Source organism: Verrucomicrobium sp. BvORR106 (assembly GCF_000739655.1).
Classification (GTDB): Bacteria; Verrucomicrobiota; Verrucomicrobiia; order Verrucomicrobiales; family Verrucomicrobiaceae; genus Verrucomicrobium.
Genome location: NZ_BATR01000184.1, coordinates 20503 through 38182, shown reverse-complemented (window position 1 = coordinate 38182; position 17680 = coordinate 20503). Strand labels below are relative to the sequence as shown.

At 61.6% G+C, this 17680-nt stretch carries 17 protein-coding genes; 5 read left to right on the top strand and 12 right to left on the bottom strand.

The annotated features are described in order from the left end of the window. Positions 1-7: 7 nt before the first annotated feature. Positions 8-613: a hypothetical protein gene (locus BV106_RS33595; RefSeq protein WP_265596350.1), complete on the top strand. Its 606-nt coding sequence runs from the start codon at positions 8-10 to the stop codon at positions 611-613. 106 nt (positions 614-719) lie between these two features. Beyond that, entirely contained in the window at positions 720-3017 is a 2298-nt protein-coding gene (gene pbpC, locus BV106_RS33590; protein WP_038172350.1) for a penicillin-binding protein 1C, read from the top strand. Positions 3018-3032: 15 nt separating this feature from the next. On the opposite strand, the gene queA is transcribed toward pbpC, so the two are convergent. From queA to BV106_RS33545, 9 genes are all read right to left on the bottom strand, one after another. Further along, entirely contained in the window at positions 3033-4007 is a 975-nt protein-coding gene (queA, locus tag BV106_RS33585; RefSeq protein ID WP_038172348.1) for a tRNA preQ1(34) S-adenosylmethionine ribosyltransferase-isomerase QueA, read from the bottom strand. Between the two features lie 37 nt (positions 4008-4044). Beyond that, positions 4045-4593, bottom strand: coding sequence for a DUF3592 domain-containing protein (locus tag BV106_RS33580; protein ID WP_038172347.1), 549 nt, complete (start codon positions 4591-4593; stop codon positions 4045-4047). Between the two features lie 42 nt (positions 4594-4635). Continuing rightward, positions 4636-5409 (bottom strand): SDR family oxidoreductase, encoded by a 774-nt coding sequence (locus BV106_RS33575; protein ID WP_038172346.1) that lies wholly within the window; start codon positions 5407-5409, stop codon positions 4636-4638. Positions 5410-5493: 84 nt separating this feature from the next. Continuing rightward, a complete protein-coding gene (locus BV106_RS33570; RefSeq protein WP_038172344.1) occupies positions 5494-6876 on the bottom strand; it encodes a nitrilase-related carbon-nitrogen hydrolase in 1383 nt (460 codons plus the stop codon). Between the two features lie 80 nt (positions 6877-6956). Further along, positions 6957-7748, bottom strand: a complete 792-nt coding sequence (locus BV106_RS36685) for a hypothetical protein (protein WP_051946864.1) — start codon at positions 7746-7748, stop codon at positions 6957-6959. A gap of 32 nt (positions 7749-7780) precedes the next feature. Further along, entirely contained in the window at positions 7781-8005 is a 225-nt protein-coding gene (locus tag BV106_RS33560; RefSeq protein WP_038172342.1) for a hypothetical protein, read from the bottom strand. A 15-nt stretch (positions 8006-8020) separates the two neighbouring features. Beyond that, a complete protein-coding gene (locus tag BV106_RS33555; RefSeq protein ID WP_038172340.1) occupies positions 8021-8824 on the bottom strand; it encodes a hypothetical protein in 804 nt (267 codons plus the stop codon). A 36-nt stretch (positions 8825-8860) separates the two neighbouring features. Beyond that, positions 8861-9883 carry a DUF1254 domain-containing protein gene (locus BV106_RS33550; protein WP_081892547.1) on the bottom strand — a complete coding sequence of 341 codons (1023 nt, stop codon included), beginning with the start codon at positions 9881-9883 and terminating at the stop codon, positions 8861-8863. 14 nt (positions 9884-9897) lie between these two features. Next, complete coding sequence (locus tag BV106_RS33545) at positions 9898-11298, bottom strand: DUF1254 domain-containing protein (protein WP_038172339.1); 1401 nt, start codon at positions 11296-11298, stop codon at positions 9898-9900. Positions 11299-11700: 402 nt separating this feature from the next. On the opposite strand from BV106_RS33545, the gene BV106_RS33540 reads away from it, so the two are divergent. From BV106_RS33540 to BV106_RS33530, 3 genes are all read left to right on the top strand, one after another. Beyond that, positions 11701-13506: an ATP-binding protein gene (locus BV106_RS33540; RefSeq protein ID WP_265596349.1), complete on the top strand. Its 1806-nt coding sequence runs from the start codon at positions 11701-11703 to the stop codon at positions 13504-13506. Between the two features lie 8 nt (positions 13507-13514). Beyond that, the gene (locus tag BV106_RS33535) at positions 13515-14108 is read left to right on the top strand and encodes a sigma-70 family RNA polymerase sigma factor (RefSeq protein ID WP_038172337.1); all 594 of its coding nucleotides are present in this window, start codon (positions 13515-13517) and stop codon (positions 14106-14108) included. A gap of 208 nt (positions 14109-14316) precedes the next feature. Next, entirely contained in the window at positions 14317-14937 is a 621-nt protein-coding gene (locus BV106_RS33530) for a hypothetical protein (RefSeq protein ID WP_038172336.1), read from the top strand. Positions 14938-14971: 34 nt separating this feature from the next. Here BV106_RS33530 and BV106_RS33525 read toward each other — a convergent pair whose 3' ends face one another. The 3 genes from BV106_RS33525 to BV106_RS33515 are packed head-to-tail and all read right to left on the bottom strand — an operon-like array spanning position 14972 to position 16998. Next, entirely contained in the window at positions 14972-16054 is a 1083-nt protein-coding gene (locus BV106_RS33525; RefSeq protein ID WP_038172335.1) for a sugar kinase, read from the bottom strand. Positions 16055-16111: 57 nt separating this feature from the next. Then, a complete protein-coding gene (locus tag BV106_RS33520) occupies positions 16112-16528 on the bottom strand; it encodes a hypothetical protein (protein WP_038172333.1) in 417 nt (138 codons plus the stop codon). Positions 16529-16551: 23 nt separating this feature from the next. Beyond that, positions 16552-16998 carry a hypothetical protein gene (locus BV106_RS33515; protein ID WP_038172331.1) on the bottom strand — a complete coding sequence of 149 codons (447 nt, stop codon included), beginning with the start codon at positions 16996-16998 and terminating at the stop codon, positions 16552-16554. Positions 16999-17680 lie beyond the last annotated feature (682 nt).

Here is a 17680-nt window from a genome sequence, read left to right as displayed (position 1 = left end):
GGGGGGGATGGCGATGTACAACTGGCGCCAGATGAGTGAAATTCAGCGTGGCGAGGCCTTGCGTCGCCGACGGTTGCAACAGCAGCCCCGGCACGGGCCTCCCCATCGCAGGAGTTACGGCCCCGGGCAATGGATGCTCACTGGCGCTTGTTTTGAGCATCAGCCCTGGATTGGCGCCAGCCTGGAACGAATGGAAACCTTCGAGCAAGAGCTGGTTCAATCCCTAAGAGGTTGCTGCGATGAAGTCGTCGCCTGGGTCATTCTGCCCAATCATTATCATGTCGTCGTACAAACCCCTGACATTCGCGCGGCCTTGTCTGTCGTGGGAAGAATCCACGGTAGAACGGCGCATCGATGGAATGGTGAGGAGGACCAGCGAGGGCGTCAGGTATGGTTTCGATGTGCCGAAACGATCATGAAGAGTGAGAGCCATTTTTGGGCTACCCTGAATTATGTCCACCACAATCCCGTCAAGCACGGATACGTGGACAAGTGGATGGATTGGCCCTACAGCAGCGCCGAAGAATACATTGGCCAGATGGGCGAACCCGAAGCTTCACGAATCTGGAAGAACTATCCCATCAATGAATATGGAAGGGGATGGGATGAATGATCGTCAAATACCGCCGACTAAAGTCGGTACTCCAACAATGCTGTCGAGGTTGAGCATGTTTGGGAGGTTCGGAAGCCGGGTTGGAGTACCGACTTTAGTCGGCTCAGTGGCGAGGCGGATACTCCGTGCGGGGCTCATCACCATCCTCACCCTCGCCCTCCTCTACTTCCTCCTCCCCAAGCCCGAGCTCTACCCACCCAACACCACCTTCTCCCGCCAGGTCTATGACCGCCATGGTCAACTCCTGAACCTCACGCTCACGGCGGAAGGCAAATACCGCGTTCGCCTCGGGCTCGACGACTTCAGCCCGGATCTCATCGCGGCCACGCTGCAACACGAGGACCGGCACTTCTACACGCACCCTGGCGTGAACCCGGTATCCCTCCTTCGGGGCCTCTGGGGCATGGTGTCACGCACGCCCCGCGGCGGCGGATCCACTATCACCATGCAGTTCGCGCGCCTGCGCTATGATCTGGAAACCCGCTCCATCAGCGGCAAGCTCGTCCAGGTCTTCCGCGCGCTTCAACTGGAGCGCCATTATTCCAAGCCCCAACTCCTTGAGGCGTACCTCAATCTTGCGCCTTATGGCGGCAATGTGGAAGGCGCGGGTGCGGCCAGCTTGCTCTGGTGTGGTAAGCCGGTTCATGAAATTTCCCTGCGCGAGGCGGTGGCGCTGAGCGTCATTCCGCAGAGCCCCTCCCGCCGCACGCCCAAGACCAAGGAGGACAACGCAAAGCTGGCGGCGGCCCAGTACCGCCTGTTCCAAAAGGTGCAGACCGCTCGCGGACTCCGGGCAGATCCGCTGGATGGCACCTTCACCCTGCGGCCAGACCGCACCGTGCCCCGCGATGCCCCACACCTGTCGCGGCGATTGCTGGAGGAGACCCGCAACGACCTGGTGCAGAGCACGCTCGACGCCGACAAGCAAAGCACCGTGGAGGCGGCTCTGGCCGACTACCTCGGTCGCAAGCGGGAGCTGGGTATCCGCAACGCGTGCGCGATCCTCGTGCATGCCCCCTCACGGGAAGTGCTGGCCTATGTGGGCTCGGGCGGATTTCTCAATGATGCCATCCAAGGTCAGGTGGACGGCGTGGTGGCGCGTCGCTCACCCGGTTCTGCGCTCAAACCCTTCATCTACGGCCTCGCTCTCGACCAGGGATTGATTCATCCGCGCACCTTGCTGCGGGACTCGAAGGCCAGCTTTGGCGAGTACAATCCGGAAAACTTTGACCGCGGATTTGCCGGTCCCATTTCTGCCTCGGAGGCGCTCTATCGGAGCCGGAACATCCCGGCAGTGTCGCTGACCCAGCGATTGGCTGCTCCAGGGCTGTATGGCTTCATGAAACAAGCGGGTGTGGCCCTGCCGAAGTCGGCGGATCACTACGGCCTCTCGCTGCCGCTGGGAGGGGGAGAGGTGACCATGGAGGAGCTGGCAGGCCTGTACTCACTGCTGCTCGACGATGGCCGCCCGCGTCCTCTCCAGTATCTGCACGAAAATGTGAAGGAGGGTGCTCCGCAACAAGACTCAGAGCCGCTGCTCACTCCGGAAGCTTGTTTCCTCGTCCGCGACATGCTGACCCTGCGGGAGGGGGACGATGCTGCGTTCGATGATCCCAACGTGCACTGGAAGACCGGGACGTCTCATCGCTTTCGCGATGCCTGGGCGGCGGGCATGCGGGGCGACTACGTGCTGGTGGTCTGGATCGGCAACTTTGACGGCCGGGCCAATCCCGCCTTCGTGGCCAGGGAGTGTGCCGCGCCCCTCTTGTTTGAGACCTATCGCCGCCTGCGTCTGCCCTTGAAGGAATCGCCCGCGCCCGCTGGAGTGGAGCGCATCGAGCTGTGTGCCGTATCGGGCCAGATGCCCACGCCCCATTGCCAGCACCGCCTGCACGGGTGGTTCATCCCCGGCGTCTCACCGGTCACGCCGTGCGATATCCATCGCGAGATCCTGGTGGATCCTCTGACGCATCTGCGGGTACTGCGGGATGATGGAACCCGGGAACTGCAAAGAGAGGTGCATGAATTCTGGACGCCTGACCTTCTCGAGTTGTTCCGACAGGCGGGCGTTCCCCGGCGGGAAGCACCTGCCCTGGAGCCGGGATCGGCCCCCTCCTTGGCAGGGGGAGACAGCCGGGCTGCGCCCCGCATCGTCTCACCCCGCACGGCGCTGGTGTACACCATCCGCGCCAGTGATCCCAGCCATCGCACCATCTCGTTGCTCGCGGAGACGTCGGCCGGCGTGCGCAAGGTCTTCTGGTTTGCGGGTCAGCAGTTTCTTGGTGCCTCAGAGCCTGCCAAGCCCCTGTCTTGGGAGCCTCGGGCTGGAAAGTGGACGGTCCAGGTCATGGACGACCGGGGCCAGTCATCTTCCTGTCAGATCCGGGTTGAGATGGTGGAGTAGTCCTTCCGGAGAGTCCTACAGGATCAGCATGCAGTCGCCATAGCTGTAGAAGCGGTAGCGCTCGCGGATCGCCTCCTCATAGGCACGGAAGATGAGGTCCTTCCCTGCCAGGGCGCTCACCAGCATCATGAGGGTGGACTTGGGCAGGTGGAAGTTCGTCACCAGGGCGTCCACCACTTTGAACTCGTAAGGGGGATAGATGAAGATGCTGGTCTCCCCGTCAGCCGCCTTCAGTTCGCCGTGCTTCTGCGCGATGGATTCCAGAACGCGGGTGGCGGTGGTGCCGACGGCAATGACCCGGCCGGCTGCGTTGATGCGCCGGGCAGACTCTTCATTTAGGAAATAACGTTCGGAATGCATCACATGGTCGGTGATGCGGTCCGCCTTCACCGGCTGGAAGGTGCCCACGCCCACATGCAGCGTCACAAAGGTGTGTGGCAGCGTGGCCAGCAGCTCAGGCGTGAAATGCAATCCCGCGGTGGGGGCGGCGATGGAGCCCTCGTGTTTGGCAAAGACGGTCTGATAGCGCTCCTTGTCCTCGGTGCGCTCCTCACGCTCCATGTACGGAGGCAGGGCCAGGTGCCCGAAGGCGGTCTCATCGACGACTTGGTCGAACTCGATGAGGCGGTCACCGTTCTCGTAAATCTCCTTCACTGTGCCGGTGGCGGAGCCGATAGCGATGGTGTGTCCCACGCGCAGCTTCTTGCCGGGCTTCACCATACAGCGCCACAAGGTGGGCGTGGCAAAGGTGAGCCTGAGGAGTTCCTTCGAACCGTCGTTGGAGAAGTACCGGGCTGGAAGCACCCGGGTGTCGTTGAGCACCAGGAGGTCGTCCGGCCGCAGATACTTCGGCAGATCCGTGAAGGAGCGATGTTCAATCGTCCCGGATTCGCGATGCACCACCAGCATCCGTGAGGCGGAGCGGTCTGCCAGGGGTTCACTGGCGATGAGCTCCTCGGGGAGCTGATAGTCGAAGTCTGAGGTCAGCATGCGGACGGGACGCCAGTTGCAGAACCGGCGTCTGGTTCTAGGCGTTAACGGATTGGGATTCTTGTTTTCGCAGGGCTGCCGGCAGGAAGAAGGCCATGGCGCAGCCGACAAGGAAAAACACACCCCCAATGCCAGGCAGCAGCATGGTGGCACCCGTCACGCCGGGCTCCAGTACGGCCAGTGATGGCTCCTTCGGGGAGTAGTGCACCGGCACCTCCATGCCGAGTTTGTACTTGTTCTGGATGGTGCGCGCTCCCGCGGGATTGCTCGACCTGCTGTCACCAAAGGAGACTCGCTTGGCCGAGTAGGTCGTGCTCTCCACCTTGTAGTCATACACGACATTGGCACTATAGGTGGAGGAGCCCTTGTCGCTGCGGTGGCGGTCCACTTCTGACACCACCACCTTGCCAGGCACGGTCGGCCAGTTTTTGCTGGCTGACGCGTTTCGGAGGTTCGTGATCCCGGCATACATGATGCCGCCTCCCATCAGGATGAAGATCCAGGGGAAGATGATGGTGAAGAAAAACCGCATGCCCGGCCCCATGGGTGCGCTGGGCCTCGTTGAGTTGACGGTGTGCTTGAGCATGCGGTGGGAGGGTGCGGTTGATGCGCGCGTGAGATGACTGGACTAGATCGTCATGGACGAGTAGCCGCCGTCCACGACCATCTCATGACCGGTGATGAAGGAACCGGCTGCATTGCTGGCCAGCAGCAGGGCGGCACCCACGAGTTCCCTGGCCTCGCCGAAGCGGGCGGCTGGGGTGTGAGACATGATCTTGGCGATGCGCTCTGGCACCAGCACCTTCTTGTTCTGCTCTGCGGGGAAGAAGCCCGGCACGAGGGTGTTGACCCGGATACCAAGAGGGGCCCACTCACGGGCGAGGTTCTTGCTCAGGTTGTGCACCGCCGCCTTGCTCATGGAGTACGTGAACACGCGGCTCAGAGGCAGGAGGCCGGACATGGAGCCCAGGTTGATGATGGAGGCTTCCACTTTGTTGTCCACGAAGTAGCGGCCGAACACCTGGCAGGCAATCACGACGGCCTTGGTGTTGATGTTCATGATGCGGTCATACTCCTCCTCCGGGATGTCGAGGAACGGGGTGGGGGAGTTCACGCCGGCGCCGTTGACGAGGATGTCCACTTTGCCTTGCTCGGCCACCACTTGGGCCAGCAAGCCTTCCAGCTCAGAGCGCTTGGAGGCGTCCGCAGCGATGAAGCTGCCTTTGCCACCGGCTTCCGCGATCGCGGCCAGGCGCTTTTCCGCCTTGGCTGCATCCCGGCCCACCAGCACCACATGCGCCCCGGCAGCAGCAAAACCTTCAGAAATGGCACCGCAGAGTTCGCCGGTGCCGCCAATCACAACAGCGGTTTTGCCAGACAGATCGAAGAGGGAAGTGGACATGGAACGGATCGTTGGGAGGGATGGAATTGAGCCTCGAAGGGCGGTCAAACATGGCGGGATGGCCCGGGAGAGCAACCCCAAGTGTCAGCTTCTTCGTCTGAAGAAGGGGGCGACGAGCCAGATCGCCAGGGCGCCCGTCACAGCCCCGGGGAACAGCCAGCCCCATCGGGTGTAGAAGGTGAGGTACTGTTCCCGGCCCACGATGCCAGTGAGCGTGCCTTCGGTCAGCGGCGGGAGACGGGACACGATTCGGCCTTTGGGATCGACGATCTGGGTCACTCCAGAAGACGAGGCCACGGCGAACCAGCGGTAGTTTTCCGCAGCGCGGATGCGGACCAACTCGGAGTGCTGCTCATGCTGACGCGCGCCCCAGCGGGCGGGGTCCATGCTCGGGACGGCGAAGAACTCGGCCCCCGCCAGCGTCATGCGGCGAGGGACGTCCTCGAAATCGTTGTCGAAGCAGATGGAGGTGCCGATCTGGCCGAGAGCCGTGGGGATGGGCACGAAGCTCTGCCCAGGAATGCCTTCGTTGAAGAAGTGTACAAGGTGGTGTTTCACGTGCGTGCCGAGCGCACCGGTGGCATCCAGCGTGAGGGCGGTGTTGTACCAGCCTCGCTCGTCTGGAGAGGGGGTGTAAGTGCCCAAGGTGAAGATTCGCTGATGGTGTTGCGCCTCTTCTTTCAACCGGGCCCATTGATCCGGCACTCGTCGCGGATCCCTGGACGCGCTGATTTCCGGCCACACCACGAGCTGGACGTCCGCTTCGGCCTTTTGGCTGGCCGCCAGGTGCTCCTCAAAGTCCGAGGACTCGTTCTGCACGAGCATCACTTTTACGGGCGACCTGGGGGCAGCAGGTTTCTGGGACTGGGTGACCCAGACTCCGTAGAGGAATGGGGACAGAATGACGATCCCGCCATAGACGGTGGAGCTTTTCTGCAGGAAGGCGGTCCCCAGCACGACTCCAAAGCTGGCCCCATAAACCCCGATTATCTGGAGCATTTGATGCGGTCCCATCGCCAGTCCTGGCGTCGCCCAGGAAAACTCCAGCCAGAAGTGTTCTGAGCGGATGTACTCACACGCCAGCCAGCTTGCCGCGATGGCCAGATTTCGCTTTCCAAAGCTGGCAATGCGGGATTCCACAATCCCGTGAAGCCAGCCGAAGCCCCCCGTGAAGAGCGCCAGGATGGCAAACAAGGCCAGACTGAAGGCTCCAAACACCTGCCACAGCCATGTCAGTGTGCAGGCATAGGCCGAGAATCCGAAAACAAAGCCGAGCCGGGCGCCCGCCTTTGGCGACTGCCCGCGCAGTGCGTGCAGCAAAAGGAAAAGCGCCGGGACGACAGCCCAGCGCCAGGTCAAAGGGGCGAATGCCAGGGAGAAACATCCTCCGGCAAGGATCACTTGCAGCCAGTGATGCGGACGGGCGGTGGAAGCTGCGGGAGTGGGAGTTTTTTGTGCGAACGACACACCGCACCCTGAAGGATGTCCCCGCTTCGGGCAAGAGGTTCCCGAAGCGGAACCCGTCCGCAAATTTTACTGGCAGCGCGTCAGAAGCGGGCTTCGAGGCCCAGCACCGGTCCGTGGGACACCGTGTCCAGAGTGAAGCCTCCCTTGCTGTAGTCCATGCCCAGCCCCCGATACCCGGCGGCCACGCTCACGTTCTCGCTGACTCGAACGCCGAGGCCGCAGAATCCCTGCCAGACAAGACGGGAACTGGCCCCGAATCCTCCGATGTCACCGCTGTAGCGAATGAAGAGCTTGTCCGTCAGCGAGACCTGCCCCCGCAATCCGATGATGGGATCCGCAAAATCCACCTCTTGTTCTGCGGACACCTCGCCGCCGCCGACAAGCCGTCCGGTCAGTCCTGACTCCAGCAGGGTGACACGGGCTCCGGCCAGAAGGTCGAGGTAACACCTGTCCGTGGCAATGGCGCGAAAGGCGACGAACGGCGTCAGCAGCCATTGCTTCTGCTCGAACCGGAAACTGTTAAAGAGGAATCCGCCGCCAGTGAAGTCTTGGGAGGTCTTGGCATAGACGACATCCAGCCCTGCGGACCATCGTCCCACTCCGGCCTCCACCACGCCCATGTAGGCCATGTCGAGGCTGTCGAGCGTATCTCCCATGCTGATGTCCACCGGGGTGGAGAGCCGGCCAATGCTGACGTCTCCCTCCATGGCGGCGAGCCAGCTGTACGGGGCGATTCGGAACCACCACTCGTCGCCCTCCACCGCATCTTGAGTTTGCAGTGGGGTGATTGATTTGGCGTCAACGGTACCTCCGAGCACGGTGTAGGTGGTGCTGGTGAAGCCGAGTGTCAGTAAGAGCGGAATCAATTTCATAGATCGATTGGGCTATCAGGGGTGATGTCGGTTCAGTAGAGAAGGCCGCGGCGGCCGCGAACTTTGTCATTCACGTTTTCCCGTTTGTCCCAGTAGTCCTCCGCCCGGTCTCCCGGGCCGTGGTAGTGCCGGCGGTCATGCCGATCTTCACGGCGGTCCACGCGGTCTTCGACGCGGTCAACATGGCCGACGGCGCAGGAGGAGAGCAGGACCAGGATGGTGGCAGAGGCAAAGGTGGGAAGGTTGAGTTTTGTCATGGGATGGGTGGGTGGTTATCGAGGAAATAAAAAAGTGAAACCAGCGCGCAGGCCCCACTCGGGGCCTCCGGTGGGCCCCTCGGCGTACCAGCGGCCACCGACAAAGGCTTGCACGGGCTGTGAGCCAACCTTGAAGAGCTGGGACAGCACGACGTTCAGTGGCACCGTCCACTGGTGTGCCCCCCAGTCGTAGGTGGACTCGGCACTCAGTGAGAGGGTGGTGCCGGTCTTCGTCACGTAGGCAGCAAAGGGCTGAATGAAGGTGGCATTGACTTCGCCGCGGTCATCTTCGCCAGCATAGGACCAGACATGGTTCGCAAGCACACCCCAGGTCCACGGACCAGATTGTTTCAATGCCAGCGCCGTCGGTCCCGCTCCCCATTTGCCGGAGCCCAGGAGGTCATCTGTGCCTGTGGGCCAGAGCAAGGCCGGTCCCGCCGCCAGAGTCCACCCGCCCACCGGTTGTTTGGGGGAGAAGAAAAAGCTCTGGAGCGTGTCGCCCAGCCCGGTGGCATCGTCGATCCCGGGAGCCGGGGAATCGGCATCGATCACCGGCAGAATCGTGCGGACGATGAGGTTCCAGTCCTCATTCAGGTCAAACGGGATGACCGGCTGCACATTGAGGGTGAAGCGGGCGGCATCGTTCACGCCGATGCCGGTGTCCCAGTTGGCCTGGAGAGGCACGGAGATCAGGCTGGCCACGGGATTGGCCAGTTGTTTTGCCAGATCGGCATCAGCAGCCTGCAGATGGGCGGGAGCAAGCAGGCCGAGCGCGGCGCACAGGCACAATGAGGGGAAGGGACTGGTAAACACAGCCACGGCAGATGATTGAGGTTGAGGTGGGGATGTTGGAAATTACCTGGCTGCTTGGGCCTCGGGGAAAGACCAGGTGCCGTTGAGGATCTCCGGGCGCGGCCGGTAGAGCCGCACCATGTAGTTCCAGCCCTTCACGATGGGCAGGTAGTTTGCGCCGGGAGCTTTTGTCCCGCCGAACTGAACCGTGATGGTGCCGTCTGTGGCTTTTACCGCGGTAAGATTGTTGACCGTGTAGGCATCCTCTTTGTTGGCCTCGAAGAAGCCTTCTCCGTTGTACACGCTGATGGACCAGAACCCGTCCACTGGCACGTCTTTGATCTTCAGGACATAGGGGGTGACGCCATCATTCTGGGAGGGCACGATATTGAGGTAGGTGGCGTCCTGCTCGGGATTGCCTCCCCAGCCTGAGGCCACGCCCAGCAGGCGACGCACCGGCTCCACTTCTGCCTTCGTGCCGAACATCTTGTTCTTGTCCGGCAGGGTGTCTGCCAGCACGCAGAGGGCATCGCGCACCTTCTTCTGGCTTGCCGCATCCCACGCCGGGACCTCGAATGTCCCAGGCTTCTCCTGCTGTGCTTTCACGCGGTCCTGCAGGGCGTGCACTGCTTTCAAGTCTGATGGATTTGCCGGGTCCACCAGGATGCGCAATGCCAGTGCGACGTAGCGGGTGCCGATCTTCTCGCGGGTAAACGTGTATTCACCTGGAGAGTAGATGACGCCGTGTGTGTACTGGTCCTGGTCAAAGACCTGCATGGAGATGAAGCGTCCGGACGGCTCCGGCAGCGTCACGGTGACAGGGCCGGCATCCAGATCGAACACGGCGGCAGAGTAGAGCGTGTCCCGGTTCATCCGTACGATGTTCTGTTCCGTGATCGGGGTCACGGCACGGTTGTGGTTGAACTTGGCAAAGCCGCCCAGTTTCACCATGGAGGCAAAGTACAGGTCTGACTCGGCACGACCGAAGTTGTCCACCGAGACGGTGAGAGGCTTTTCTTTCTCCGACGGTTGGGCGACCAGTGCAGAGTGGAAGAGAACGACAGCGAGGAAAAGACAAGGCTTCATGCTAAGGGGAGGTTCTATTTCACACGGTTGACGGCAGGAGGGGTCCAGCTTCCGTCCAGGGCTTCTGGTCGTGGCGAGTAGATGCGCAAGGTGGGCTGGATGCCACCGCTCTTGGGAGCAGGCAGCCAGTTGGGTTCTTTCTCAGAACCCGGGGATTCGGACTGGATGTAGATGTCGAGAGATCCGTCCGGGTTGAACTTCAGCGGATCGCGGTCGCCGATGGCGAATCTATTGATGGGATTGGGGACTTGAAAGCCCTCCTCATCGTACATGGTGAGGGACCAGAAGGCATTTGCGGGCGGCGTGTTGCCTTTGGCAAAATGCAGCACGTAGTGGTTCGTGGCCATGAGCGGCTTGCCTTCAGCGTCTGAAAAAGCGGTCGGGTAAATGGCATCCTCTTGCAGGTTGGCCCCTAAACCGCCCAGAGCGACTGCTGCACGGTGCAGGTAGGATGAACCGTACACGCCCATGAACTCGGAGAGGTTGTTCCAGCCATCGATTCGTTTGCCCATGTTTTTGATGCGGGTGACCATGTCGTCCATCGCTTGTTTGGCCCCGGCGTTGATCGCATCGACTGTGGCGGCGTTGAGCTTGCTGGAGTCCCAGTCTTTGCCAGGCTGCAACCCCAGGGCTCGCATGCGCTGCAGGATGGGGTAGTCAGTGAGGTGCGGGGGATGAACCTTTAACAATTGGGAAAACAGCGTAAAAAACTGGACGCCATTCATCTTGCCTACTTGCACCAGAGGGGGCGTTGTATTGTCGATTGCCGGATCGACGGGCGATGCTGCTGGCGTGTAGTCCCCCTTGCCCCACTGATCCAAAGGAGTCAGCTTCAAGCCGTCTTGGAACTTGTGGACATTCGCATAGTCAGATGGGCCGTTCGTCTGTGTGCGGCCCATCACCCAGACAATCGGCGTGGGGGACTCCAGCCTTTCCACGTTCGCAGGAAGGCTGCCCTTCCAGCCGGGAGGAACATAGGCATAATGGCCTGCCTTCGTTCCGGTGGTGCGTGAGCCAAGCGAAGAGAAGATGTCTGACCACATGTCCAGTGACGGAATGAGGTAGTATCTCCCTCCGCTGTCAGGGACGGTCAGGATGATGGGCCCCTTGGAGAGATCCAGCCATGCGAACGAGTACAAGGTGTCGAAGTTGAATCGCACGACATCCTTCGCATTCGCATCCGGGTACTTCCTGAACAGGGCGAACTGGTTGATGGGTGCCCGCCCTTCCACGGAGGTGGCGTTGGGCACGTTGGTCGTCTGCTTCAGGGTGACGTCCATGAGGACGAGCGGATAGGCGTAGTGGTAGGCTTCGCGGGCCATGCTCTGCACCTTCGAGGGTTCGAGATCCGACTGAGCGAACACGCTGCTGTGCAGGGCCACGGCTGAGCAAATGAGCGGAAGGACTGATTTCATGGCAGTTTGCTTTTGAAGGAGACGGAGGAGGGGCGGGAAGCCTGCCTCACATGAAGTGAGGCAGGCTGGAAACGCCGCGCGGATGATGTGTTGCCAAAATGGTGGCCTGTCGGGCCTGGAGTGACCGGGGGCCGTTGGACGAGTAAGACAAATTGCTGGATGCGTTATTTGAATAGCAGCCAGTCGCATGTGGAACAACCTGTCCCTGGGTGCAGGTCAGTGGCATGCTTGCGGGTCGCGAGCCTTGACGAACGGGGCATCCTCTCGACGATGGGGCGCGTGGTCGTTCACTCGCAACAAAAACCATTGAGGTGGTCGAAGCCGGTGTTGGGATTCGTCTGCCTAGCTTGTCTCCTCTCTCTATGCAGGGCTGCCGGAGAGTCGGACCTTGCACCGCTTTCCTTGCCGTCTGCCCCTGCCAGGGTTTCTGAGAGCCATCGCTCGTTGAAGCAACGCCAGATTCTGGTGCTGAACAGTGAGGGCTCACTGCTCCCCTTGATCTCCCAACTCAACCGCGATGTGGTAGAGGCGATCAAGACAGAATTTGGCCGTGACACAGAGGTCTTCGTGGAATGGCTTGATCTCAGCCGCTTCCATTCCAAGGAGTACGAGGGCCAGCTTGTCGAGTTCTTGGCCCGTAAGTATAACGGGCAGAGTCTTGCCGGGGTGGTGGCCGTGACGGAGATGTCACTGCGGTTTGCCGCTGCGCATCGCGAGCGGCTGTTTCCCGGAACTCCGGTTGTGCATGTGGCCGTGCGTGAGAGCGAGGCCACCCGCTGGAACAAGATGCCCGGCATCTACGGCGAGGCGGTGGACTACGATCCTGTACCGACGATCAAATTTGCCCTCGAGGTGCATCCCGGTTTGAAGCGTGTGGTCGTCATCACGGGAACAGCTCCTTTTGACCGGCTTTGGGAGGGCTACATCAGGATGCGGGCTGGGCAACTGGAGGGCCGTGTGCAGTTCGATTTCTGGGCGGGTTTGTCCATGGCGGAGATCCGCCAGCGTCTTGCTGGGTTGGGGGAGGATGCGGTGGTGCTATCACCCAGCCTGCTCAGCGACGGTGCTGGGGAATGGATGATCGGCGGGGAGGCGCTCGAAAAGATAGCGGAGGTGAGCCCCCGGCCTGTGTACTCCGTCTTTGCCCAGCGAGCCGTGGAGGTAGGGGCGTTTGGTGGCATCGGGCCTGACTACAGTCAGATGGGAACTCGTGCCGCCCGCCTTCTGGCGCTGGCTGCAGCCGGGCAGCCTGTGCCTCTGTCCGGAGAAACGGCACCCTCACGCGCCTGGTTCAACTGGCCCCAGCTCAAGCGTTGGAGGATTCAGGAAAGTCAGCTTCCCCCACAGAGTGTGATCGTGAACCGGGTGCCGACCTTTCTAGAAGCCTACTGGGGCCGGGCGCTGACAGCCGTTGTCATCATTTTGGTGCAGAGCGCGTTCATCACCGCTCTGCTCATCCAGTGGCGGCGGCGTCAACGGGCGGAGGAACAGCTCGCGGTGAAGCGGGATGAATTGGCGCACCTCACCCGGGTATCCCTGTTCGGTGAAATCTCGGGCACCTTGAGTCATGAGTTGAGCCAGCCCCTGGCGGCCATCAAGCTCGGGGTGGAGGCAGCCCAGATGCATGTCGGCCTTCAGGGAGAGGGTGGGGAAACGGGTCGGCTGTTGCAGAACATCGCCCGGGCCAATGACCGCGCCTGTGGTTTGCTCGAACGGGTGAGAAGCATGATCAGGCGGGAGCCTCCATCCAGAAGGAGCTTTGACTTCAATGAGTCTGTCCGGGAGGTGCTGGCACTGATGCGTGGAGAGTTCTCGACCCGCAAGGTGACGCTGATCCCCAACCTGTCTGAGGCACCCCTCGCGATCCAGGGCGATCCCGTGCAGATCCAGCAGGTGCTGGTGAACCTCATGCTCAATGGTGTCGAGGCCATGGCGGCAAGCCCGGCTGGTCAGCGGCGGCTGGAGGTGGAAACAACCTCCTTGGGCAATGGCAGCGCCTCTCTGGTAGTGACGGACCAAGGCCCGGGTTTCACCCCGGAAGTGCGGGAGAAGTTGTTTGAGCCCTTTTTCACCACCAAGAAGACGGGCCTGGGCATTGGGATGTCCATCTGCAAACAGATCGCCGAAGATCATGGCGGCTCCATTCAGGCCTTGAACGCTGAGAGGGGAGGTGCCACCATCCGGCTCGTCCTGCCTCTGACCCCCTGACCCGCTGCATGACCGATGATCGCGACGCTCTGATTTATCTCGTCGACGACGAGCCGGATTTCCTTGAGGCAGCGGCATCCCTCCTTCGCACGGCCGGGTTCAAGGTGGCACCCTTCGCCTCCCCTCGTGATTTCCTGGAAGCATATGAACCGCAGCGGCCGGGCTGCGTGGTGCTCGACCTGGCGATGACGGAGATGGACGGTCTCCAGTTGCAGGAGGAACTGGTCCGCCGCTGCGCCACCCGGCCTGTCATCTTCCTGACGGGACAAGCGACCGTGCCCGACTCGGTTGTGGCCATGAAAGCGGGGGCGTTCGACTTTCTGATGAAGCCGCTCAAGGGGACGGAGCTGATCGAGACGGTGAGGCAGGCCTTGAGAAAAGACCGGGAGGCGCAGCGTTTCCGGAAGGTGTTTGAGTCGCTCACGCCCAGAGAGCGGGAGGTTCTCCAACTGGTCGTGGAGGGGTTGATGAACAAGGAAATTGCGGATCGTCTGGGAATCGCCCAACGCACCGTCAAATTTCATCGCGCGCATCTGATGGACAAGCTGGGGGCCCAGTCCGTGGTGGAGCTCCTGCATGTCTCCCGGGCGCTCATGGTCTAGCGGGGTGTCCGTGTGCTCATTTCACGACCTCCATGGTAGGAGGCCCCGTATTCCTTTTGGAGACTGTGGGGTCGTTGCCTGTCCCTTGACCGGACCCGCATGTCCGACCAAGGTTGCATCAACGGCAATGTGGAAAGAGATACTCATATTTTTGGCGGGCCTCGTCTGCGGGATGGGTGGCCTGTTTATATGGTATGGCCTCCGTTTCATGTCGGATCTCAAGACGGCCCGCCACGCCTCGGCCGCGGAGCTTTTCACCCATGAGCCGGGCGAGCGGGACCGGGCAGCCCTGGCAGTGGTGGAGGCGTGCAAGAACCGCATGCGCTGGCACACCAACCCCAATCCCGAGTGGTTCCCCCCGCTGGTGGACGAGATTCCCCGGCTGGTTCGGGAGATCGCGCTGGTGTATCACCCGAACTCGCCGCACCCGCTGCTGGCACCGGGGTTGAGCCACTTCACCCGCGCCATTCAGCTTGCAGCCACGGATGTGACGGACTTCCTGCAAACCCGCACGGTGGGCAAGCTGGTGGATGTCAGCGCACACACCGCCTACAAGACCTGGGAAAAGGGGAAGGAAGTGATGCAGCACGAGACCGTGCAGAAGCTCAACAAGTGGTACAAGCGGCTGCTGCCCGTGTGGCAGGTCCTGCGCTGGAACAGCCCCCTGACCTGGGCCTCCATGGCGGTCTCGAACGTGGCCGCCCGTACCCTGCAGCCTGCCATTGTGGACATTGTGGCGCGTCGCGCCGTGGAGCTCTACAGCGGCCGGGTCATGACCAAGGGCACGGCACCGGGCCTGCTGAAAATGGAAAACGGGGAGCACCCGTAGGCGACTCCCCGTTTCAAAGAATGGCTGCTGCAGCTTATCGCTGCACCTTGGCATCGCCGCCTTGAGCCAGCTTCAGCACCTCGGCCAGCGTGGCCATGCTGGTGTCTCCCGGCGTGCTCATGGCGAGAGCGCCGTGGGCTGCCCCCAGATCGAGGCTGAGCTGTGGCGTCTGGCCGGTGAGCATGCCATAGACGAGACCTGCCACAAAGCCGTCGCCCCCGCCAATGCGATCCATCAGATCGAGGTTGGGGTAATTCTTGGACCGGTGGAAGGCTCCGTCGATCCAAGCCAGCGCGCCCCAGTCGTTGCGGGAGGCAGTGTGCACGCGGCGGAGCGTTGCTGCGGCCACTTTGATGTTCGGGTAGCGCTCCAACATGCCGGTGATGCCCTTTTGCAAGGCGGCGGATTGGGCCGCGAAGATGTCGTTGGGATCGTCATTGCCCGCAATCGCCGCCGGTTCGTCGTCCGTCAGCACGCCGAACATGACATCCACATACGGAGCCAGGCGGTGGTTCAGGGCCTGGGCCGTGGGGAATCCGCCCCGGGACTGCCAGAGGGAGGGGCGGTAGTTGAGGTCGTAGGAGACCGTCACGCCGTGGCGCTTGGCCGCTTCGCAGGCCTCGATGGTGAGCTGGGCCGTGGTCTCAGAAAGGCCGGCGAAGATGCCACCCGTGTGTAGCCAGCGCACACCGCCGTTGGCAAAGATCGCATCCCAATTGTAGTCGCCGGGCTTGAGCTGGGAGGCAGCGCTATGGCCACGATCCACGCAGCCCTTGGCTCCGCGAATGCCAAAACCGCGCTCGGTGAAGTTGATGGGATTGCGCACGGCGCGACCGATGCCGTCGTACGGCACCCACTTCACGTGCGTGGTGTCCACCCCGCCTTGCAGGATGAAGTCTTCCAGAAGGCGGCCGATCTCATTGTCAGCAAACGCCGTCAGCACCCCCGTGCGAAGGCCGAAGCAGCGACGCAACCCGCGGGCCACATTGTATTCCCCGCCACCTTCCCAGGCGGTGAACTGGCGGGACGTGCGAACGCGGGACTCGCCCGGGTCGAGACGCAGAAGGACTTCACCCAGGGCGAGGAGATCGAGAGAGGCGGTGGACGGAGCGGACATGAGCCCGGTCAGCTAAGCGAGCCGGGAACGGGGTGCAAGTGGGCAGTGAATCACGCGTTAGCGCTGCGTGAGCGAGAGGGCCTTCAGAAGACGCTCGATCTTGCGCTGGCTGTAGAAGCCGTGGATCGGGAAGGTGACTGGAGATTTATCTCCTCGGAGATGCAGGACGAGTTCGTGGCTGGCCCGGCTGTCGATCGAGTAGTTCTCGATGTCTTGCGCTTGAAGGGTAATCGTCTGGACTCGGTCCGTGAGGATCAGAGATTCGCTCTCAATCACGATGGATCGGCGGCGAGGACGGTAGAGCAGCCACACCCCAGTTGCCACCGCCAGAGCCACTCCGAGGGCTTCTGCCCACGACCATGTGAAATTGAACACAAGCTGCTGGAAGGTGCCGATTCCGAGGATCAGAGAGGCGATCAGCCCCTCATGCGAGTGAGTGGCCAGTCTGCGACGAACGGGGCTGGGTGGTGTCATCGGGGTGTTGGGAATGTGGTCGCCTAGCTCCAGTAGGTCCGGATGATGACCGTGCCCCGGTCTGGATGATGAATGATTTCAGCAAACACCGCACCGCCTCCGCCGGGTATGTCGTAGGTTATCGTTCCATCTCCGGCCGTCATCTTCTCGGTCTTGGGATCGATGACCCCAGGGCAGCTTTGCACCCACTTGGAGATGTCAGATGGATTCCCGAAGAACGTCACCCTGAAGCCGCGGGTGAACATGTTGCCGCCGGTGGTGATGGTGAAGCCTTCCACGTCCGTGGGGAAAGGGCTCAGGCGGGCCCATTCCAGGGTCGCAGCACGGGCGCTGGGTTCTGTGAAATAAGGGTAGTCGGGCGGCCCGGGTGTGATGCCGACACCCAGTGCCAGAATCACGAGTCCACCAACGGCGGCAATGCCGCCAAGAAGAACTCCGCCGATGAAGCATCGTTTGCGTCCGTGTGCCATGATTTGAGAAGGGTTGTCGCGGCAATGGAGCTGACAATCGAGTCCTTGCAAGCAAGGAGAAAACGGGACGGTTGAGGCGCGTGAGGTCTGTCACATCCAGCTCTGCGACACCATCGACACCCTTTTTGTAAGTTCACCGAAGTAGGGGGGGGGTGTTTTTTTGGCGTAACTTGGAAATAGGGTGTCGATGGTGTCGCAGAATCCGCGGACTTCGCGCCGGGGGGCTCGCAGAGCTTTGAACTTGTTGGAATGTGGTGACATCAACGCGCAGAGCGCCCCCAGACCGCCACAACTCCTTCGGAGTAGGAATTTCCTGTAACCCTTACCCAATGTAGACTCGCTGGAAGCTCGTCAACGTTGGGCTTGTGGCCGCATCCTCTTCGAGGAAGAGCTTCACTGAGCAGGTGCTTTGGCTGATCAGGCCTCAGTTCACAATGCTCGTGAGGATTGGGGCCTGAAAGGCCCATAGAGCCCAGCCCAGGGGCAAAGGCCACGAAGTGGACGGAGACCCTGGGTATCTCCGCAGATGGTGATCAGGTGGGGAGGCTGCAACATCCGCTCTCTTCCCACCGCTCTCAACACCTCCAGGTCAATCGGAGGTGATGTCGTGCGCTGCCTGACGTTCGCGGCAAGATGCCGCGAACAGCACGCAAGATGCGTGCGCTCTCCAAGCTGCTTCCGA

What these genes read in the sequence shown, in the direction of transcription:
- BV106_RS33535 (WP_038172337.1), top strand. Translation starts at nt 13,515, where the DNA reads ATGACCGATGATCGCGACGCTCTGATTTATCTCGTCGACGACGAGCCG.
- BV106_RS33580 (WP_038172347.1), bottom strand. Translation starts at nt 4,593, where the DNA reads ATGCTCAAGCACACCGTCAACTCAACGAGGCCCAGCGCACCCATGGGG.
- BV106_RS33550 (WP_081892547.1), bottom strand. Translation starts at nt 9,883, where the DNA reads ATGAAGCCTTGTCTTTTCCTCGCTGTCGTTCTCTTCCACTCTGCACTG.
- BV106_RS33575 (WP_038172346.1), bottom strand. Translation starts at nt 5,409, where the DNA reads ATGTCCACTTCCCTCTTCGATCTGTCTGGCAAAACCGCTGTTGTGATT.
- BV106_RS33515 (WP_038172331.1), bottom strand. Translation starts at nt 16,998, where the DNA reads ATGGCACACGGACGCAAACGATGCTTCATCGGCGGAGTTCTTCTTGGC.
- BV106_RS33530 (WP_038172336.1), top strand. Translation starts at nt 14,317, where the DNA reads ATGTCGGATCTCAAGACGGCCCGCCACGCCTCGGCCGCGGAGCTTTTC.
- BV106_RS33595 (WP_265596350.1), top strand. Translation starts at nt 8, where the DNA reads ATGGCGATGTACAACTGGCGCCAGATGAGTGAAATTCAGCGTGGCGAG.
- BV106_RS33520 (WP_038172333.1), bottom strand. Translation starts at nt 16,528, where the DNA reads ATGACACCACCCAGCCCCGTTCGTCGCAGACTGGCCACTCACTCGCAT.
- BV106_RS33545 (WP_038172339.1), bottom strand. Translation starts at nt 11,298, where the DNA reads ATGAAATCAGTCCTTCCGCTCATTTGCTCAGCCGTGGCCCTGCACAGC.
- BV106_RS33525 (WP_038172335.1), bottom strand. Translation starts at nt 16,054, where the DNA reads ATGTCCGCTCCGTCCACCGCCTCTCTCGATCTCCTCGCCCTGGGTGAA.
- BV106_RS36685 (WP_051946864.1), bottom strand. Translation starts at nt 7,748, where the DNA reads ATGAAATTGATTCCGCTCTTACTGACACTCGGCTTCACCAGCACCACC.
- BV106_RS33560 (WP_038172342.1), bottom strand. Translation starts at nt 8,005, where the DNA reads ATGACAAAACTCAACCTTCCCACCTTTGCCTCTGCCACCATCCTGGTC.
- queA (WP_038172348.1), bottom strand. Translation starts at nt 4,007, where the DNA reads ATGCTGACCTCAGACTTCGACTATCAGCTCCCCGAGGAGCTCATCGCC.